This is a genomic window from Anaerosporomusa subterranea, from assembly GCF_001611555.1.
GTDB classification, from domain to species: Bacteria; Bacillota; Negativicutes; order Sporomusales; family Acetonemataceae; genus Anaerosporomusa; species Anaerosporomusa subterranea.
Genome location: NZ_LSGP01000025.1, coordinates 202,415 through 220,934, shown reverse-complemented (window position 1 = coordinate 220,934; position 18,520 = coordinate 202,415). Strand labels below are relative to the sequence as shown.

The 18,520-nt window shown below is 41.7% G+C and carries 16 protein-coding genes and 1 pseudogene; 16 read left to right on the top strand and 1 reads right to left on the bottom strand.

Features of this window, described 5'->3' with window-relative positions; all coding sequences use genetic code 11:
- Positions 1 to 169 precede the first annotated feature (169 nt).
- From AXX12_RS15985 to AXX12_RS15925, 14 genes and pseudogenes are all read left to right on the top strand, one after another.
- Positions 170 to 1,288, top strand: a complete 1,119-nt coding sequence (locus tag AXX12_RS15985; protein WP_066244905.1) for an efflux RND transporter periplasmic adaptor subunit — start codon at positions 170 to 172, stop codon at positions 1,286 to 1,288.
- On the top strand, positions 1,285 to 4,359 hold the full coding sequence (locus AXX12_RS15980; RefSeq protein WP_066244903.1) for an efflux RND transporter permease subunit: 3,075 nt from the start codon (positions 1,285 to 1,287) through the stop codon (positions 4,357 to 4,359). The genes AXX12_RS15985 and AXX12_RS15980 overlap by 4 nt, the downstream gene beginning before the upstream one ends.
- Before the next feature lie 58 nt (positions 4,360 to 4,417).
- Positions 4,418 to 4,861: a universal stress protein gene (locus tag AXX12_RS15975; RefSeq protein ID WP_197470760.1), complete on the top strand. Its 444-nt coding sequence runs from the start codon at positions 4,418 to 4,420 to the stop codon at positions 4,859 to 4,861.
- A 228-nt stretch (positions 4,862 to 5,089) separates the two neighbouring features.
- Positions 5,090 to 5,758, top strand: a complete 669-nt coding sequence (locus tag AXX12_RS15970; RefSeq protein WP_066244901.1) for a hypothetical protein — start codon at positions 5,090 to 5,092, stop codon at positions 5,756 to 5,758.
- A 383-nt stretch (positions 5,759 to 6,141) separates the two neighbouring features.
- A pseudogene (locus AXX12_RS20230) lies at positions 6,142 to 6,225 on the top strand (twin-arginine translocation signal domain-containing protein); the annotation flags it as partial.
- A 24-nt stretch (positions 6,226 to 6,249) separates the two neighbouring features.
- A complete protein-coding gene (locus AXX12_RS15965; protein WP_082816923.1) occupies positions 6,250 to 7,284 on the top strand; it encodes an Acg family FMN-binding oxidoreductase in 1,035 nt (344 codons plus the stop codon).
- Positions 7,285 to 7,315: 31 nt separating this feature from the next.
- Positions 7,316 to 7,759: a MarR family winged helix-turn-helix transcriptional regulator gene (locus AXX12_RS15960; RefSeq protein WP_231881921.1), complete on the top strand. Its 444-nt coding sequence runs from the start codon at positions 7,316 to 7,318 to the stop codon at positions 7,757 to 7,759.
- A 70-nt stretch (positions 7,760 to 7,829) separates the two neighbouring features.
- Positions 7,830 to 8,357 carry a hypothetical protein gene (locus AXX12_RS15955; protein ID WP_066244897.1) on the top strand — a complete coding sequence of 176 codons (528 nt, stop codon included), beginning with the start codon at positions 7,830 to 7,832 and terminating at the stop codon, positions 8,355 to 8,357.
- Positions 8,358 to 8,744: 387 nt separating this feature from the next.
- Positions 8,745 to 9,179, top strand: a complete 435-nt coding sequence (locus AXX12_RS15950) for an N-acetyltransferase (RefSeq protein WP_066244895.1) — start codon at positions 8,745 to 8,747, stop codon at positions 9,177 to 9,179.
- Between the two features lie 69 nt (positions 9,180 to 9,248).
- Positions 9,249 to 9,401, top strand: coding sequence for a hypothetical protein (locus AXX12_RS19450; protein ID WP_156478700.1), 153 nt, complete (start codon positions 9,249 to 9,251; stop codon positions 9,399 to 9,401).
- A gap of 396 nt (positions 9,402 to 9,797) precedes the next feature.
- On the top strand, positions 9,798 to 10,718 hold the full coding sequence (locus AXX12_RS15940; RefSeq protein WP_066244892.1) for a helix-turn-helix transcriptional regulator: 921 nt from the start codon (positions 9,798 to 9,800) through the stop codon (positions 10,716 to 10,718).
- A 70-nt stretch (positions 10,719 to 10,788) separates the two neighbouring features.
- Positions 10,789 to 11,613: a nitroreductase family protein gene (locus tag AXX12_RS15935; protein ID WP_197470773.1), complete on the top strand. Its 825-nt coding sequence runs from the start codon at positions 10,789 to 10,791 to the stop codon at positions 11,611 to 11,613.
- A 169-nt stretch (positions 11,614 to 11,782) separates the two neighbouring features.
- Entirely contained in the window at positions 11,783 to 12,586 is an 804-nt protein-coding gene (locus AXX12_RS15930; RefSeq protein ID WP_066244888.1) for an SDR family oxidoreductase, read from the top strand.
- Between the two features lie 29 nt (positions 12,587 to 12,615).
- Entirely contained in the window at positions 12,616 to 12,942 is a 327-nt protein-coding gene (locus AXX12_RS15925; protein ID WP_066244885.1) for a nuclear transport factor 2 family protein, read from the top strand.
- 510 nt (positions 12,943 to 13,452) lie between these two features.
- Here AXX12_RS15925 and AXX12_RS15920 read toward each other — a convergent pair.
- Positions 13,453 to 15,141: a hypothetical protein gene (locus tag AXX12_RS15920; RefSeq protein WP_066244883.1), complete on the bottom strand. Its 1,689-nt coding sequence runs from the start codon at positions 15,139 to 15,141 to the stop codon at positions 13,453 to 13,455.
- Between the two features lie 261 nt (positions 15,142 to 15,402).
- Here AXX12_RS15920 and AXX12_RS15915 point away from each other — a divergent pair, with 261 nt between their 5' ends.
- On the top strand, positions 15,403 to 16,245 hold the full coding sequence (locus AXX12_RS15915) for an amidohydrolase family protein (RefSeq protein WP_066244880.1): 843 nt from the start codon (positions 15,403 to 15,405) through the stop codon (positions 16,243 to 16,245).
- Positions 16,246 to 16,880: 635 nt separating this feature from the next.
- Positions 16,881 to 18,359: an Lsa family ABC-F type ribosomal protection protein gene (locus AXX12_RS15910; protein ID WP_066244878.1), complete on the top strand. Its 1,479-nt coding sequence runs from the start codon at positions 16,881 to 16,883 to the stop codon at positions 18,357 to 18,359.
- The last annotated feature ends 161 nt before the right edge of the window (positions 18,360 to 18,520 follow it).

Sequence of the window (18,520 nt, the reverse complement as noted above, 5' to 3'; positions counted from 1 at the left end):
TGAATAGGCGTTTTTTTTAGAGCATTAATTGAATACGTTCAATTAATGCTCTAAAAAATCTTACAACAAAGCGATACCTGAAATGACACAAATGTAAGGAGGATCACATTTTGCCTATGAAAGTGGTCCGCTATATCAACTCAAATAATTCGGGAAAAGGTGGAGAAAAATGCAACAATGGTTAGCGCAAGTATCGAAAAAGAAATTCTATTATGTCTTAACTGCAACAATTATAGGTGTTTCCATCGCTGGAGGAGTCATTTGGGGAAACCGTGGTCAGTCTGAACCAGCAGTAGAAGAAATGCCGGTAGCCAGAACGGCTGTGATTAGCGCTGCAAAAAATGTACAGGATTATACCTATTCCGGTGAGGTGCGCGGGCGCTATGAAAGTCAGTTGGCTTTTCAAGTGAATGGGAAAATCGCCAAGCGGAATGTTCAACTAGGTAGTGCAGTGAACGCTGGTGATGTGCTCATGCAAATCGATGCCAAAGATGTTCAACAGACAGTCAACAGCAATTCCGCTCAAGTTTATTCTGCGGAATCACAGCTTAAATTGGCGGAAAGCAATCTTAATCGCTATCGGCACCTGCATGAAACCGGCGCTGTCAGTCGTATGACATACGATCAATATGCTACAGCATATGATGCAGCCGTAGCCTTAGTGAGGCAGACTTCGGCGCAATACGCACAAGGCGTTAACCAATTGGACTACACTTTCTTGCAAGCCGATAAACCAGGCGTTATCTCTAACATTGCTGCTGAAATAGGGCAAGTAGTTAGCGCGGGACAAACCATTGTCACTGTAGTGCAAGATGGCGAACGGGAAGTGGAAATCAGTGTTCCTGAAAATCGAATTGCGGAATTGAGTAAAGCCACACAAATCAAAGTAACTTTCTGGGCGCTAGCCGAACGCACTGTCGATGGCAAAGTAAGAGAAATTGCTCCGATGGCTGATCCAGCCACACGTACCTTTAAGGTGCGGATTAGCTTATTAAATCCGCCGCAGGAAATGAAGTTGGGCATGACGGCATCTGTCAACCTGATCAATAACAATGCACAGCAAGCTATAACCATTCCGTTATCTGCTATTTACCAGAATGGCAACACGCCAAGCGTATGGGTAGTACAGGAAAATGTACTCGCTTTACGGCCTGTTAAACTTGGCAAGTATGGTGATAATACCGTTCAAGTTATCGGCGGACTGCAGCAGGGAGAGCGTATTGTTGTCGCTGGTGTTCATAAATTCAGAGAAGGACAAACCGTCAGAATTAACGGTGAACAGTTATGAGCAACTTTAATTTAACGGAATGGACACTTAAGCATAAACAATTTGTTTGGTTTTTTATCATATTGTTTTTTGCTGCCGGTATTGCTTCCTATAAAAATCTCGGGCGCATGGAAGATCCTGACTTTACCATCAAGCAGATGGTTGTGACTGTTGCTTGGCCGGGCGCAACAGCTCGTCAAGTAGAAGATCAAGTTACCGATAAAATAGAGAAAAAACTACAGGATTTACCTGGACTCGATTTCTTAAAAAGCTATTCAGTGCCCGGTTTCAGTGTTATTTACGTCAACGTGAAGGAAACAGTGCCGAAAGCAGAAATTCGCAATAAATGGGTTGAAGCGCGTAATATGGTCAATGACATAAAAGGCACACTGCCCACAGGTGTGTTAGCGCCGGAATTTAATGATCGCTTCGACGAGGTATATGGCGTGGTTTATGCGCTCACCGGCGATGGTTACACGTATGAAGAAATGCGGGAAAAAGGCGAAAAGATCCGCCGTATTTTGTCAGGTGTGTCCAGTGTAAAGAAAGTGAATCTGCTTGGCGTGCAAAAAGAAAAAATTTATATCGAAATTGAAAACAGTAAACTAGCTCAACTAGGTATTGATCCGAATCTGATAAGCGCTGCCATTCAAAGTCAAAATGCCATGACTCCAGCCGGCATGATCGAAACAAGCTCTGATAATATATATTTGCGCGTTACCGGGATGTTTGAAAAGGTGGAGGATATTCGGAATCTGCCCATTCAAGCTAACGGACGGACTATTCGCCTAGGCGATATTGCCAAGATCTCGCGTGCATATGCGGATCCCAACGACCCAAAGTTCTTTTATAATGGCGAACCGGCGGTTGGCATTTCTCTAGCAATGGAACCTGGCGGGAATATTTTGGAGCTAGGCGAAACGCTTGAGTCAACGATTAAGCAAATTCAAAAATCGTTGCCAGCCGGGATGGAAATTCATCAGACTGTTAATCAACCAAAGGTTGTAAAAACGTCTATTGACGAATTCATAAAATCCCTGGTCGAAGCCATTGTCATTGTGCTTATTGTAAGCTTCATTAGCCTGGGCATCCACTCTGGTTTTATTGTTGCCTTGTGTATTCCGTTCGTCATTGCCATTGTGTTTACTTTTATGAATTTCATGGGAATTGAGTTGCAAAGAATTTCATTGGGTGCGCTTATTATCGCTTTGGGGCTACTAGTTGATGACGCGATTATCACGATTGAGACGATGATGGTCAAAATTGAGCAGGGCTGGAGTCGCTTCGATGCCGCTTGCTTCTCCTACACGTCTACTGCGTACCCACGTTTAACTGGCGAGTTAGTGACCTGCGCCGGCTTCATACCGGTCGGATTCGCTGCGGGGGGCGGATCTGAATATTGCGCTACCATTTTCTCCGTTATAACCATCGCGCTGCTCGCATCATGGATTGTAGCTGGTACGGTTACGCCACTATTAGGTTATCTGTTTATCAAAATTAAACCTAATCATCAAGCGGAAAACGTGCACGATTCAAAATTCTATTTGCTGTTTAGGCAAGTATTGAATCGGTTTTTGTTGAACCGCAAAGTGGTTTTGTTGACTACGGTAGGCTGTTTTTTTGCTGCTGTCGCATTGATGGGATTGATCAAACTAGAATTTTTCCCTTCCTCTACGCGGCCAGAGCTTATTGTTCAATTGAAACTGCAAGAAGGCGCCACCATCAAAAATAGCGAAGAAATCGCCCGCCAGTTTGCGCAACAACTAGATGGGGATCCATTGATTTCTTATTATACATATCATGTAGGAGAAGGAGCGCCACGCTTTGTTTTAAGTTTTGAGCCTTCCTTCAATAAACCCAATTTCTCCGAGTTCATTATTGTTGCTAAGGATTATAACGCGCGCAACCAGTTGGAGGCCAAAGTCAGTAAAATGTTGAAAAGTGATTTCCCAGACGTTCAGGTTCATACAAAAGTAATTGGTAACGGGCCTTCGGCCGACTATCCGGTTATGCTGCGTGTAAACGGGTATGAGCATGAAAAAGTGCGGGAAATTGCGCAACAAGTGGAGACGATTATGGCCCGTAATCCTAATGTAAAAAACGTCAACCTCAACTGGAATGAAAAAAGCAAAGTGATGCATTTGGAAATTGATCAGGACAAAGCCAGAATGCTGGGAGTTACTTCGCAGGCGTTGTCGGGCGCGCTTCAAACACAAGTATCGGGTGCACCGCTTTCTGAATTCCGGGAAAGCGATAAAACAATCAGTATGGTATTTCGTTTGGCCGATCATGATCGTAAAGATCCTTCGCGGATGAAGGACTTGAATATTCATATCGGCAATGGTAAGTACGTGCCGCTAGACCAAATTGCTAAAATAACGTTTGAGATGGAAGAAGGTTTGGTTTACCGCCAGAACTTAAAACCGATGATTAATGTTCAGGCGGAAATCATCCCCGGTGCGACCGGAGATAGCGTCGCAGAGCAGATTTATAGCCAACTCGACGATTTGCGTGCAACGCTCCCTATAGGCTACAGCATTGAATACGATGGGACGAAAGAAGATAGTGTTGCTGCTGCCGGGTATATTGCCGAGACGATACCGGCAATGATTGTTACCATCATGATTCTTCTCATGATTCAATTGCAGAATATACCCAAGATGATCTTAACCTTACTGACTGCGCCGCTTGGTCTGATCGGCGTTTCTATCGGTCTTTTCGTAACCGGTAGCCCCATGGGATTTGTCGTTCAACTGGGCATACTGGCGTTAGCCGGGATTATTATGCGCAACACGATTATTTTGATGGATCAGATTGATCAGCAGTTGGCCGAAGGCGACACGCTTTGGGATGCCATTATTAATGCCACCGTCATTCGCTTCCGCCCCATTCTACTGACTGCGGCAGCGGCGATTTTGGGCATGATTCCGCTTTTTTCAAATATGTTTTGGGGTCCGATGGCCGTGACTATAGCAGCGGGATTAGCCGGTGCGACGGTATTAACCTTACTGGTTTTACCTGTCATGTATGCTGCCTTGTATAAGGCGCGACCCCCTGTTTCTGACGTGGTTAACACAGGTCATTCTGTTTAATAGCGGGAAGTAATGTGAAAGTTTGGTAAAATATATTTTCGAAATGGAGTTGCTAAAGATGGATGTAATGTATAAAAAAGTTTTAGTACCTATTGATGGCTCTAAAAACTCATTTAAGGCATTGGCCCATGCAATCGCATTAGCCCGCTACGCAGGGGCTGAGCTAGGTGTGCTTTATGTGTCGGTTTTATCGCAACAACTGCCACTGGCCTCTCAAATCGAAGGTCATAAGATTCCGACATACTCGGTTGCTAAACCGGAAGAGTTTGCGAAAAAGATACTTTCCGAAGGGGTGAAGTGCGTCCCCAGCACTGTTAAAGTGCAAGCATATAATGAGGTTGGATCACCAACCATTGTCATTACAGAGTTTGCAGAACAAAATAATTATGATGTTATTGTTATCGGCAGCCGGGGCCTCGGCTCCATTTCGGGCCTCGTTCTTGGCAGTGTTAGCAACTATGTTGTTCACGCTGCGCGTTGCCCGGTACTGGTTGTTAAATAATCTTTACTAAAACTGCTAAATTGAAATGTAAACCAGTTTAACTTGGAGGGACTATTGTGAAATCACTGCCAGTTTACGCTAATAGAAGCATGCTATTAGGGCTTGCTTTACTCATGTTTGGTCAATCTGCATCAGCGGCGTCTGTAGAATTATCGCTTGGACAGCGTTGCTCTTTGAAGGATCAGCATTCTATGCTTGTAGTCAGCAGGAAGGAGTGTTAACTATCCCATGTACAAACTTTATTGGACTCTTACCCCTGTGTCAACTTTATTACTAGTTCTTCTACTGTCAGTTATCCCTTTAGGTTTATGTCTATCGCCTGATATTGCCAGCGAGAATGGACCAATTGAATGGGGCCAAGTGGCTATATTAGTTATTGGCTGTGTGACTGCCATCGGTGCATATTTCTATGGAATCGGCAATAGTAGCGCGAAACGTTTATTCCTCTGCAGTGTCCCCTTCTGGCTGATTCTCGTCAGTCGTGAGCTGAGTTGGGGCCGGGTCTTTTACCCGAACGGCAAAGGAGGTTTCTTGTCTCTAAAACAGTTGTGGTATGGACCGTATGTCTATCCCGGCATCGTTATTGTGCTGGCCCTTATTGCGGCGTATATGATCAAAAATGATTTGCATAAAGAAGTAGTGTATTGGCTAAAAAACGCTAAACTCCCAGCCGTTGATGGGATCATACTATTGATCGCGGTAGTTGGTGCAGATTTATTCGAGCATAGCCTAGCAGGTCTGATTGGTCTCAGGCATGGTTTATTTGAAGAATTGGCAGAAATGGTGGCTTATGTTGCCTTGGTGAGTTTAACTGTGAATCTTGGTTTTTATGCTGAGTTTCAGCCCAAAGCAAGAAACCCTTTTTACATAAAGCGTGGTTCAGAGCAAAATTATTGATTGAGTAATTCAGATTCACGTTAGATTAACCGTTTCTATATTTGGGAGAACGAATAATGTCAACAGAATAGGAGAGAAAGGAGGGACGGTCCTTTTTTGTCACAAAGGATAGCGGGGCATTTAGTATTATTTAAATCGTCCTGGAATTTTACATAATATGTTATGCGCTTGGTACTAATAGTGTGATACCTTACTAAGCAGCGGTTTTTGTGACTGGGTATCCCTTGGATGCCAGAAAGTATTAACAGCATGTGTTGTTTCAAATTGCGAGCTGGTAATGGAATTATGCAAAGTTGAGGTCGAAAAAATGTATTTTAGGTATTTACAAATCAAAGCATGTATAGTTTAATATTAGTTAGTTAGGTCTAACTAATAAAAAGGCTCTGGTTGGGGAGGGGGAGTGCTTTCTGAACAGGCGGAAATTTATAAAGTATAGTTGTGCCGGGGTAGTTGCGCTTGGAGTTGGATCATTTTCGTACTCTTGGCTGCAGATGGAAGATGAAGCTGCAATGAGAAAAGAATACACGCTGCAATATGTACCGGGTTTAACCGAGGCTGAAATCAAAATATTATATTTAGCATCTCTTGCTCCTAGTGGCCACAATACGCAGCCTTGGATCATAACAATTAAAGGTCCGAAACGATGGGTAATAGGATCCGATAGAACGCGATGGCTACCGGCTGTTGATCCTGACAATCGGGAAATGATGTTATCAATAGGGGCTTTTATAGAAAATTTGTCGGTAGCAGCGGGAATGTACGGATATGAAGCGGAAATTGACGTTATAGGGAAAGATAACTATAGCTCTGAGATAGCAGAGGTAAGGCTAGTCAAGGGGAAAGAGACAAGTGTCTCTGACAAATTGATAAAAGAACGGAGGACGGTAAGAAAACATTTGCTAAAAAGTGCGATAAGGACGGAAGATATAAGTCATCTAGTGGAAAATGATAAAAACGTCGTGTTTTATTATCCGCTGAATTCTAAAGAAGGAACATATTTGAGCCAAGCTAACTTGCTGGCAAATAAAGCTCAAGTATATAGGGAAGATGCTCAGACTGAGTTAGCCGAATGGATCAGATGGACCGATCGGGAAGCAAGAGAATATCGCAACGGTCTTACCCCTGAAAGCATGGAAATGCAGGGTATTGTTCGTTGGTATGCAAAACACTTCTTTAGTAAAGGAGATGTACTGGGTAAGACGTTCAGAAATGAGACGTTGAAGTTAATTGAGGACCAGGTGCAAACTTGCGCCGGATGGCTGGTTGTGAAAAGCGATAGTTCTACTGTAGCTGACTTGATAAATGCAGGGAGGGTGCTACAGTCAGCTTGGTTGCGTGCTCACGAGAAGTTAATTGCTTTCCATCCTATGACCCAGATATTAGAGGAAGCCCCCTGGCGTACGGAACTGGCTAAAGAGCTTGGTCATAGTGGAAGTATACAGTTTGTAATAAGGATAGGTTATATTAAAGAGTATATACAACCCGTCAGTTTACGTATGCCTGTGTCTAAAATAATTGTCATGTAATACAGGTTGCTCTAAGGTTTGAAGGGAGAATATGATGGAAACGGAAGCTCTTATTGTAAAATATATAGATATTCTATCGGAATCCATGCGGCAGTCCATGAGGAAGTATAAGGAAGAAGCAGACAGCGGAGAGTTATTTAATCTAACCATAACACAACTGCATTATCTCCATGCGATTAATGAAATGGATGGCCCTACTTTTAAACAGTTGGTAGAAAAGTTTAATGTCCAAAAATCCACTGTCACGGACATCGTTAACAGACTGATCAAGCGTAATATGGTTTATAAGAAGCAGTCAGAAGAAGATTTAAGAACTTTCCATTTATACTTAGCGGAAAAAGGGAAAGAGGTTTTAAGGATTGAGAGCATGGGTTATTATTATTTTGCACGAAAGATGACAAAGTGTCTTGAGGATGATGAGAAAAAACAGTTCACAGAGCTCTTAAGAAAAATCGTTAACGAGATAGATAAATAAAAATTTTGATGTAAAGTTAGTTAGATAAAACTAACTTTAAACTTTACAAATTATTTTTGGAGGGTTTAGTATGAATCTAAAATCGTATATTGTATTAGCTAGTCTAATCATTGTGATGATAATGGCGAGCGTGGCATCTGCGTCAGCAGATGAAACAGCGACAGCAAGTATGCCGCAAGATTTATTAATTGCAAAAGGTACGATCATCAAAGTTCAAACAGTGGATACCATAAGTTCACAAAAGAATAAGCACAATGAGAAAGTGCATTTCAGAGTCATAGAGGATATAACGGTTGGGGACGTTACAGTAGTTCCAGTTAATACTGATGTTGAGGGCGTCATTACAAAAGTAAAAAAAGCCGGTCCTTGGGGCAGAAGTGGGCAGATTGAAGTTGTCATTTCCGAAGTTAAATCAAAGGATGGTCATTCGTTACCTGTGACTGGTATGCTTCGTTTGTATGGTGATAAGCCAAATATTTTAATAAAATATTCGCTGGTCGGTGGATTCATAAAAGGAAAAGAAGCTGTGGTTAAGGCTGGGGTAGAAGTAAATCTGCAAATTAAGGAAGATACTAAGATTGCTAGCAATAAGCGTTAGCCTCAAAAAATGAGATAAGAGTTCATTAATCAAAGATGGACTAGGCTTGTTATGGAAGAAATGAGTATTCTTCATTTTAATTGACATGTAATAGAACGAACGATAAGGCTTTGATTTAGCTGGACTAGTGGGTTCTTCAAGACTTGTAAACAGTTTTTTTAATGACAGTGGTGGCACGTCCATTTAAAGTAACATTTTTTTATAAATTCCTGCTAGTATCGTGAAAACTAGCAGGAGTCATTTTATTAAAGGAGTAAAAAAATTAGATGACTCAAAATTTACCCTTATGGATGACGGAAAGGGAAACATTATTATTGCGTCGAAAGGATTGAAGACTGGCATGTTCTGGCGGTTATGACACCAATATTAATATACAAGGAGAAAAACATGATTAAAGTATTGGAGAGCTCTGAAATAAAAGAAGTTATGGATATATGGTTAGAGACTAATATTAAGGCTCACAGTTTCATACAAGAAAAATATTGGATTGACAATTATAACGTAGTTAAAGAACAATACATGCCTATTTCAAAAACCTTTGTTTATAAAGAAAATAATATTATCAAGGCATTTATAAGCATTATTAATAACTCTTTTATTGGGGCGTTATTTGTTTTAAAAGAATATCAAGGACAAGGCATAGGTATAAAGCTCCTCAATTATTGTAAGTCTATATATCCAAGCCTAGAATTGGCAGTTTATGCAGAAAACATAAGTGCAGTTGACTTTTATAAGAATTGTGGTTTTGTGATTAAATCAGAGCAGCCGAATGGAGATTCCGGATTTAAAGAATATATAATGTTGTGGATGAAACAAGAATAATTATTAGTCATTGACTGGGATCAAACACAAAAAATACGACAAATTGCTGACCAGATGGAGTTATTAATAGTGGGCGAGAATGTTGATAGTCATGAAAAGGAAATCTTACTGAGTTGGGTGCGGTGGGCAGAAAATAAAGCGGATTGGCTTGACCCCCTAGCCGCCAAGGAGGATGAATTGCTTGGCAAGAAACAGCATCTATTTGAAGCCATTGGCAAATAAGGAGATTGACCGACCGACTGAAATCTTAATGGAAACATTTTTAGAAGCAAATCAGGTTTTTTTGCGCAATGAGGCTGGCTCCATTAAACATAATGTATCAGAAAGATCTTTTTGTGCTCAGATGATGAGATATCTTAAATATGAGATAGATAAAACAAATCTCAGATAGAGCCTTGCTTTAGCTGGATTTGGTGATTTTTTAAGTTGTAAACAGTTTTATAACACGACCTTGGTGGCACGTCCATTAAAGTAAGATTCACTTGAAAATATACCCTTGGTGCGAAGAAAAGCTTTGTACAGAAAAATGTAAAAAAATACTGTATAAATGGACTGGGGAAAATTATAGCATTAAATATGACGTCATATTTAATGCTATAATTTATTTGGGTGATAAAAATGAAGATGAATCGGTTATTTGAAATAGTGACAATATTGCTTAATAAGGGGACGGTTACAGCTCAAGAACTAGCAGATCGATTTGGTGTCTCGACCCGTACAATCTACCGTGATGTTGATGTCCTATCGTCGGCGGGTGTACCTATATATATGAATAAAGGCAATGGCGGAGGTATACGCTTGCTTGAAACCTATGCGATAAGCAGAACGCTTATCTCTCAACAGGAAAGCGAAACCCTGCTAATGGCAATTAAATCTCTGCAAGCAACGCATTATCCGGAATTGGATAGCGTTCTTGAAAAACTACGAGCAATATTTAAAAGTACCACCAGAGATGATTGGGTAGAAGTCGACTTCTCTCCATGGGGAAGTTCTCAAAATGACAAAAACAAGTTCAGCGATATTAAACGTGCCATGCTGCAGAGAAATGTCATTTGTTTTGACTATGTCAACGGAGAGGGGCAGAAAAGTAAACGTACGGTAGAACCAGAAAAACTCATCTTTAAAAGCAATGCTTGGTATTTGTTGGCTTACTGTCGACAGCGGCAGGAACAACGAACCTTTAGGATATCGAGGATAAAAAAATTAGAAGTAATAGCGGAAATATTTGAACCCAAAAGTTCCCCAAAGCAAGATCTTGATGCGGCAAGGGAAGATTCACAAACGCGGATTATTACGTTAAAACTACGCTTTCAGGCTAATGCTATAAACCGGATTTATGATTACTTTGATGATACGTTTCTTTGGCCGAACAAGGACGGGAGTTTTACTTTAGAGGCGTCACTTCCGGAGGGAGAGTGGCTCTATAGCTATATTTTATCGTTCGGTAGTTTCGTTGAAGTGCTGGAACCAGAGCATATACGAAAAACAATCGTAAAACGAGTGAAGGAAACTTTAACAATTTACGATGAGTGTTCCTAATATGACACACAGCTGTCTTATTACCTGAAGTACAATTAAGAAAAAATGAGGTGATAGGACAATGTCAGATATGAATTTAATTCAAGTTGATCAAAGAAAATGTACCCGGTGTGGCCTTTGCGTTAGTGTTTGCCGTGGCGTTCTAGGTATGGGCGGTGATGGGCCAGAGGTAATTAGACCGCTCTGTATTGCCTGCGGTCAATGTGTGGCTATTTGTCCTCAAGGGGCGCTCGATAATGCAAAATCGCCGCTAGCCAATCAAGCGCCCTTAAAAGAAATGCCAGTTCTTGCTGCAGATACTGCAGCTCAATTTTTACGTTCTCGCCGGTCTATCCGAAACTATCAACAAAGGCCTGTACCTCGCGATACAATATTACAGCTTCTCGACATTGCCCGTATGGCTCCTACCGCCTGCAATTCTCAAGGGGTTGCCTATCATGTCGTGGATAATGCAGATACATTGCGTGCGATTGCCACTGTTGTCATCGAATGGGCGGAAGACGAACTAAACAAAGATTCGGCAATGGCAGCTTCACCATGGGCGCCAAATTCTGCCGCTCAAATTGAAATTTACCGTCAAACCGGTGAGGATGTCGTGCTGCGGTCAGCTCCATGTTTGGTAGTAGCGGTAGCAGACAAAGATTTTCTGGCACCTGTTCGGGATAATGCCTACTTGTCTTTAACATATGCGCAACTGTTTGCGACGTCTATCGGATTGGGGACGTGCTGGACGGGTCTGTTTGAGTATTGCGCTTCCTCCGGTTATGAACCGCTTCTTGATCTTTTGGCTCTGCCGGCAAACATGCGCGTCATCAGTGGACTGATGGTGGGTTATCCGAAATATGCCTATAAGCGGTTGGTTGATCGAAATTCCTTACAAGTCACATGGCAGTAGTTCAAGAGATTAAGAGACCTTTACCGGAATGAAAGACACGGGTAGAGAAGACTATTTGGGTGAAAATGTTGGAGATATTAATGATTGACGAAATATAGGGTGATTTGTAATGCCAGTAGGCAAAGACAAACAAAAGATATAGGGAAGCAATATACAGGAGGATTAAGTAATGGGATTTTTAACAGATAACTCGTTCAATACGAAGGAACTAGATGGTAAGCGAGTCCTAGTTACAGGCGGGACGAGGGGAGGAATTGGTGAAGCGATAGTGAAACGTCTTGCTCATGCCGGAGCAACGGTTATTACCACCGCACGAAAGACCCCGGATGAGTTGAAAGCTTCAGATTTGTTTATTCAGGCAGATGTCAGTACACCAGATGGGACGACAAAGATTATTAAAGAAGTGCTTGAGCGTTTTGGTGGTGTTGATATTCTGATCAACAATGTTGGAGGCTCCTCTGCTCCAACAGGCGGAGTGCTCGCACAAAGCGACAATGATTGGCAGCAGGCTTTCGAAACCAATTTGTTTGCTGCGGTCCGACTGGATCGGGGATTGTTGCCGCCAATGATTAAACAAGGTTACGGTGTTATCATCCATATTACGTCTATTCAACGACGACTCCCGGGCAACAATACCATGGCATATTCGGCAGCCAAGGCGGCGCTAACAAACTACAGCAAAGGACTGGCAACCGAGATGGCACCTAAGGGAATACGTGTAAACACCGTCGCACCCGGATTCACTGAGACAAAGGCCGCGGAGAGGCTCATCAATCGAATGGCACAAAATTCCGAAACTGATTATAATAGTGCACGGCAAGAATTGATGGACTCCCTTGGTGGCATTCCGATTGGACGAACTGCCCGTCCGGAAGAAGTAGCGGAACTTGTTTCTTTCTTGGTATCCGACCGAGCTTCCTATATTATCGGCTGCGAGCATATCATTGATGGCGGAATCATTCGTACAATCTAAAAGTACCATAATAAGAAAGGAGAGTTATCATGAATACAAAATTATCACAAGCTATAGAAACTTACTTTCACGCGGCAAATGCTCATGACAGCAAATCGCTTGCAGACTGCTTTGCGGAAGATGCTGTTGTGCATGATGAAGGGAAAGATTACCACGGTCTTTCCGCCATCAAAGAATGGAATGAAACAGCCGGTAAAAAATATGACCTCACTTTGGATGTCATCTCCGCTGTTGAAGAAAATGGAGAAACCGTTGTTACTGCCCAGGCTTCCGGAAATTTTGAGGGGAGCCCGATTTCTATTAACTTTTATTTCACGGTCGAAAATCAAAAGATCACTTCCCTGCGCTGTGAATAGGTCAGCAAATGAGCACTCTCTAGTAAAAGGGAGGACTGTAAACAGTTTTTTAATGACAGTGGTGGCATGTCCATAAAAGTAACATTTTTAGATGGGCTGGGTTGAAACGTGTCGCTGGTAACGGAGAAAATGTAATAAACCAGGATAAAGACAGGAGTTCGGTGAGGCTCGCCTCCACCATGCAAATCCCACGGATTTTGCCCACCGAATGTCCTAAAAGGGATCTTTTAACGCGCAGCTTAATAGACTCCTTTTTTAGTCCTCGACTTTTAGCAAATACTAAAAGATATACCAAGCAGCTGGATCGGTAGTTCTCACAAATACTCTGTGAAAGCAGGGCGTAGGCAACTTCGCAGGAAAGATAAAAGCACAAAGGCAGGGCAACCTGATTGTGGGTTGCCCTGCCTTTGTGCACGCCAACGGTTACTGGAATGCTTTTACCGGCTATGCATGGAGTACTTTGTTCAGGGCGCCTTTTCAGTGCTTCTATCCGTTCGCGCGGCTTAGGGCTTACAGTTCATACCACAATATAGTTATACTAAGATCGACGCCAAGCCCTGCAGGAGGCTCAACGAGAATAGAATTTATCAGAATGTTTGTGTTCGGTGGCACAATGATTCGTCCTTCAAAATCAATAGAGGTAAACTCACCTAAAACTCTTGTATCAAATATTAGAGTTCCGCCACCCGAGCTAGGGTCTTGTGTAACTACAATTGAAGGTGTATCCGCAAATCCGGCGTTGAGATTGGTTGGAAATAGCGGCGTGCCGGGATCTGATATGATACTGTTTTTTATTATTCGAATTCTTATACTCTCTACATAGTTTAGCGGTGTAGCCGAAGGAGAAACTTGAGAACCGACCATTATTTTATCTAAATACATGGTTTTGCTTGATGGGTTAGAAAATAGAAAAAGAAAATTTGCGCTATTACCTTGGACAAACAAGCTAGTAACAAGCGAAAACAGCGCTCCAATTTGCGAATGGGTACTGGCGCTAGGAAGGGTAGCAGTGACATTGTGAACATCAGTTTTGATGGTGCGAATTACGTCGTCAACGCCTCTGCCGCAGATGAGTATGCTATCATTGCTGCAGGACAGAGAGCGGTTAGGCCCTGATGTCATTAGTATATTCTCGATCCCGCGAATTTCGTTCTTGATCTCATTAAGGCCGAAGAACTGATTGTTGACCGAGCTGTTGATGGCGGTGACAATACGATTAATGTCAATAATCTCGTTTTTGATCTCCGGGAGACCGAAGGTTCCGTTGTGAATGGTGTTGTTGATAGTGGTAATGATCTCGTTGAGGTCGATGATCTCGTTTTTGATTTCGAAGACGCCTTTGGTACCATTGTTAACTGTGCTGTTGATGGCGGTGACAATACGATTAATGTCAATAATCTCGTTTTTGATCTCCGGGAGACCGGAGGTTCCGTTGTGAATGGTGTTGTTGATAGTGGTAATGATCTCGTTGAGGTCGATGATTTCATTTTTGATTTCGAAGACGCCTTTGGTACCATTGTTAACTGTGTTGTTGATGGCGGTGACAATGCGATTAATGTCAATGATTTCGTTCTTGATCTCGGGCAGTCCGGAAGTGCCGTTGTTGATAGTGTTGTTAATAGTGGTAACAATCTCGTTGATGTCGATGATTTCATTTTTAATTTCAAAGATACCTTTGGTGCCATTGTTGACCGTGTTGTTAATGTCGATGACAACTTCGTTGATATTTGTTAAGAACTCGCAGAAGTTACATGTATTCTTTATGGCATTGACAACTTCGTTTATAATAATTACTTCATTCAGAATGGCAGTGCTAGTGATGTTGATTTCGATAATCTCATTTTTGATTTCCGGCAAGCCGAAGATAGTGTTATTGATAAAACTTTCTAGGAACCTGATCTCATTTTTGATTTCTGGTAAACCGAAGGTGCTGTTGTTGATAAAATCTTCTATAGACCGAATCTCATTTAACAGAATGCAGACGGCGACTCGTTCCTCCTTGCAGAGGCTGGGGCGCTCGTCCAGGCAGTCTAACACGCACTTTGTCACATTTTTTATCTGTGTAAAACAGTTAGCCAGATCAATAATATTTGGATTGCAGCAGTCGCACGGGAATTTACCGCAACCTAAGCAGTTGCCGCGGCCTGTCGAGCAATTGACTTTATCGGATTTGCCCAGTCTGGCGGTTTTTGTGTCCAATGTATTCACCCCTCTTCATAACTATCTAGTATCATTATATGTTGAGTTAATCACGGGGGGTGAAGAGTATGTCGCAATACATTCTATTGGCGGAAGAAACAAACCCGCTTTCAAGCCAGAGCCGGAAACCGGAATATTAACCATTCACAATTAGGGGAAGATATTAGATAATAAGAAGTATGAAATCTTACTCTTGCAGAGGATGACATGAAGGATAGGAATACATGCATAAGAAAATATTTGAGGAAGGACTAATGTCCAATGAAGATTATTGATGCCCACATCCACTTCGGCCAGGAGCCTTACTTTGACCAGATTGCAGAATTGGCGGGCCATAAAAATACCAGTGCCCATCTGAAAGACCAATATGCTGCGCATAACATTGTTCATGGTGTGGTCATGGGCAACCGGGGTTTGCAGTTGAGCGAACACGATTATCACGATGATCTTAGCTATTGTATCGGGTTGGATAGCACCTGCTTTAACGTGAAAGAGGTAGTGCAGCAAGCTTATTTGGTAGAAAAACATTTGCAAAGAAAGAATTGTGTGGGCATTAAGCTATATCCGGGCTACAATCACTTTTATATTTACGATTCGGTGGTTGACCCGTTTTATCAGCTGGCAATGCAGTATAAGAAACCAGTGGCCGTTCATACCGGATTGACAGCCACCAGCAATGCCCTGTTGAAATACAGTCATCCTATGACCTTGGATGAGGTAGCGGTACGCTATCCTCATGTTCAGTTTGTTATGTGCCATATTGGTAATCCCTGGCTTGTAGACGCTATCGCGGTCATTGCGAAAAATGAAAATGTAGCTGCCGACCTTTCGGGAATTTTGGAAGGCCGGATCGATAGCATGCCAGATTTTTTTGAAAAAAAGCACGGCTATATTAACTTCTTAAAAGTATGGTTGGAATACCTGGACAACTATGACCGCCTGCTGTATGGGACAGATTGGCCGCTGGCTAATATCTCCAATTATATTGAGTTTGTTGCGCAGATTATCCCAGCAAAGCATCATGACAAAGTGTTTTTTGACAACGCTAACAGGATTTATGATCTTGGCCTGACAGGACTCGAAGCTAATGAAAAGCTCTTGTAAATGCATCTGGTGAGCTATATCCGTATTTAACTGCAACATCAATTACCCTGCTAGATCCGACATTGCGTGCACAGTTATGCAGGGGTTGAATTTTTGATTATGTAGCGCTCCATTAAGATGGCTCACATCTGTTGGTGCAGAGAAAAGTATCATTCTTATCCTTAGGGCAATCAGGGTGATAAACAACCTAATCTTGCACCGTTTGACCCGATACGGAGAACCGTATTATCTCTAACAGTTCCAAATGGACTCAATCCTTGTGTAAGCAGGGATTGGGACTTTTGAAGATCTCCCTATCTCCTCAAGCTATGTAAGACAGTCATCGTGAAGACTTGTCTGATTTATCCCCAGGTTTTGTTTGTTGAATTTTGAAAAGCAGTATGATATGCTATTCACAATTAAAGTGATTGGAGTTGAAAAGATGAAGAATCTTTCTTGCTAATTTATTAAGCATAATAAAAATTTTAGGCACGTCATGCCTCTTGTTTTGTTGTGCTTATGCAAGAAAGTAATTCATTCTTTTCACTCAACGATATATCTTGGTCACGCCAGTATAGGCTTGGCTTTGCTGTATTTTATGGGCTGTAAGAATTTACTTTCTTGCAGCTCATAATTTTTATGCAGGAGGGTAAGCCATGTCTCTAATAAACGTGATGCATCTCACCTTTGGCTATGATGGCAGTTATGATAACATATTTGAAAACGTGAGTTTTCAAATAGATACAGATTGGAAATTGGGCTTCACAGGGAGAAACGGTAGAGGGAAAACGACATTTCTGAATTTGCTGCTTGGTAAATATGAATACAACGGTACAATTTCAGCATCAGTAAACTTCGAATATTTTCCTTTCAAGGTAACGAACCCGGAAGACAACACCATAGAGATAATTGAAAACATCTATCCGGACTACGTTCTTTGGCAGGTTATGCGTGAGCTTTCACTGCTTCAGGTTTCAGAGGACGTTTTATATCGCCCTTTTCACACACTGTCAAATGGAGAGCAAACAAAGGTGTTGCTCGCTACTTTGTTCCTGAAGGAAAATAGTTTCTTGCTGATTGATGAGCCGACGAACCACCTTGATATGAATGCCAGAAAGCTTGTCAGTGACTATCTCCGCTCTAAACGTGGCTATATTTTGGTTTCTCACGACAGAGCATTTCTTGATAACTGTGTTGATCACATCCTTTCCATTAACAAAACCAATATTGAAATACAAAAAGGGAATTTTTCATCTTGGTGGGAAAACAAAACAATGCAGGATAACTTTGAGCTGGCTGAAAACGAAAAACTCCAAAGAGATATTGAACGCCTATCGTCTGCTGCAAAACGTACCTCTGATTGGTCGGATAAAGTGGAAAAAACAAAGCTGGGTACACGGGACTCCGGTTTAAGGCCGGATACAGGCTATATAGGTCACAAGTCCGCAAAGATGATGAAACGTGCGAAGTCAATCGAAGCAAGACAACAAGCAGCGATTGAAAACAAGTCAAAGCTTCTCCACAATATTGAAAGCTCTGAGCGGTTGAAAATTTCCCAAGTGAACTTTCATGCAGACCGTCTGGTAGAATTTGAAAACGTTTCAATAGTCTATGGCGAAAAGGTAGCATGTGAGAGTGTAAGTTTCAGCATTGAGCAAGGTGATAGAGTAGCACTTTACGGAAAAAACGGCTCAGGAAAGTCGAGCCTTATTAAGCTGATTTGTGGAGAAAATATAAACTATACAGGCACTTTCAGAAAAGCAAGTCAACTTAAAATATCCTATGTTTCTCAGGATACCTCTCACCTTAGAGGCAACTTAACCGATTATGCCAGAGATAATGATATTGATGAAAGTATTTTTAAGGCTAATTTAAGGAAACTTGATTTTTCAAGAGTACAATTTGAAAAGGATATGTCCGATTTTAGCGGTGGACAAAAGAAAAAAGTGCTGATTGCAAGAAGCCTTTGCGAGAAAGCTCATTTGCATATCTGGGATGAACCGCTTAATTTTATAGATGTTATCTCACGTATGCAAATCGAAGAATTACTGCTTGAATTTTCACCAACTATTCTGTTTGTGGAGCATGACAGTGAATTTTGCAAAAATATCGCAACAAAGATTTTTGAACTTTAGAAGGCGCAAATCTAGATAACATACCAGATTCTGTATGACACGTAATGGAATATCATGTAATAGAAGCGTCGATAGAGCCTTATAGGGCTCGGTTTTACTGGCTTTTCAAAACTTGTAAACAGTATTTTAAGTGAGAGTGGTGCCATATTCATAAAAGTAAC